Genomic DNA, 1698 nt, shown 5'->3' with positions numbered 1-1698 from the left:
CCTCTGGGGGCTCGGATGGCGGGCTTGGCGGGGCCGACGGCTTGGGGAGCCCGGGGCAGGACACCGCACCGGAGGCCCGCTCCGGCCATGTGGCGGACCGTTTCGCCAACGCCCTCTACGGCCTCGCCGAACTCGCCCGCGACGAAGGCGGCCTCGTCGGCGCGCTGCGCTCGGAGAGCGCCGTGCGCGCCCTGGAGAGCGCCTGCCGCGCGCCCGGCGCACTGCGCGCCGCCCGCACCGCACGCGTCTGCGACCTGCTCGTCGCCGCCGGCCTGATCGAACGGGCGCTGCGACCCCTCTCCCTCGACTGGTACGACGACGACGCGCTCGGCGCGGCCGACCTCTGCCACGCCGCGTCCGGCGGACCCGCGGCGCTGCCCGGCCTGCTCGCCAAGCACTTCGCGGGCGTGCCGCTGCTCGTCACCGAGTACGGCGTACAGCTGCGCGCGCACCACCTCGCCGCGGGCGGCATGGACCTGAGCGCACCCGCCCGGGCGCTGCTCGCCTCCTTCCACGGCCTCCTCGCCGCCGAGGTCTACGGCCAGGCCGCGCTGATCACCCCCGGCAACACCCACGCCCGCCGCTGGCAGGAGCGGTGCGGCGCCGACCGGGCCAAGCTGCGCACGGTCTACCCCGGCATGGAGTCCGGCCGCTTCTCGGAGATCGGCGAGCGGGGATACGACGACTTCGGCGCCGCCCGCCGCACCCTCCTCTGGGTCGGCCGCGTCGAGCCCGCCAAGGACCTGATCTCACTGCTCCACGCCTTCGCCGAGGTCCGCAGGGAGGAGCCGAAGGCGCGCCTGCGGATCGTCGGGGCGCCCGCGGAGGGGCGCGAGGCCGTGGACTACCTCGCCCAGTGCCGGGCGCTCGCCGCGCAGCTCTTCCCCGACGAGGCGGAGGGGGCGCACGCCGTCGGCGACAACCCCGTCTCCTTCGAGGAGATCGGCGGACCCGAGCTGCCGGACCTCGCCGACGCGTATGCCGCGGGCGGGGTGGTGGTGCTCTCCAGCGTCGTCGAGGGCTTCCCGATCAGCCTGGTCGAGGCCATGTTCTGCGGGCGCGCGACCGTCTCGACGGATGTCGGCGCGGTGGTGGAGGTCATCGGCGGCACGGGGCTCGTCGTACCGCCGCGCAATCCGCGGGCGCTCGCGGAGGCGTGCGTGGCGCTCCTGCGCGACCCCGCGCGGTGCGCGCGCCTGGGGGCGGCGGCGCGGGCGCGGGCCCTCGAACTCTTCACCGTGGAGCAGAACGTCGCGGCATTTCGCGGCATTTACCTGGAAATCGTCTCGCACTGCCCGGTGCGGAGGGACGCGCTGGACGAGGCGGGCGAGCCGGTCCCCTTCGCGCACCCGGCCGAGGCGTATGTGCCGGGGCGGTGGGCGGTCGCGGTGGGCCCCCACCAGGCGGATGAACGGCAGCAGTTGAAGGGGGCGGTCGTATGAGTCGGCAGGAGAGTGCGGGCGGCGTGGACGTGCCGCGGACCCCGGCGGGGGCGACCGGATGGGACTCACGCTCCGAGGAACTACTGGCGGCCCCGGCGCTGACACCGACCCACCGGGAGCCCCCGGGCACCGGTGCCGCGCCCCTCTGGGGGCGGTCCCTTCCTGACTTCGGGGAGGGGGACCTCTGGGGCGGTGGCGGTAGCGGTGGCGGCGAGGACGGCGAGGGAGACAGCGGGTGGGATACGCGGGGTGACGT

General features: G+C 75.9%; 1 protein-coding gene. It reads left to right on the top strand.

Features of this window, described 5'->3' with window-relative positions:
- The coding region (locus GKQ77_RS32475) for a glycosyltransferase (RefSeq protein WP_219692739.1) at window positions 1-1442 on the top strand (1442 nt) is incomplete at its 5' end.
- Window positions 1443-1698 lie beyond the last annotated feature (256 nt).

The organism is Streptomyces anatolicus, from assembly GCF_019400875.1.
In the GTDB taxonomy this organism is placed as follows: domain Bacteria; phylum Actinomycetota; class Actinomycetes; order Streptomycetales; family Streptomycetaceae; genus Streptomyces; species Streptomyces anatolicus.
The sequence above is the reverse complement of the archived record's forward strand: the minus strand, read 5'-3'. Positions and strand labels throughout refer to the sequence as shown.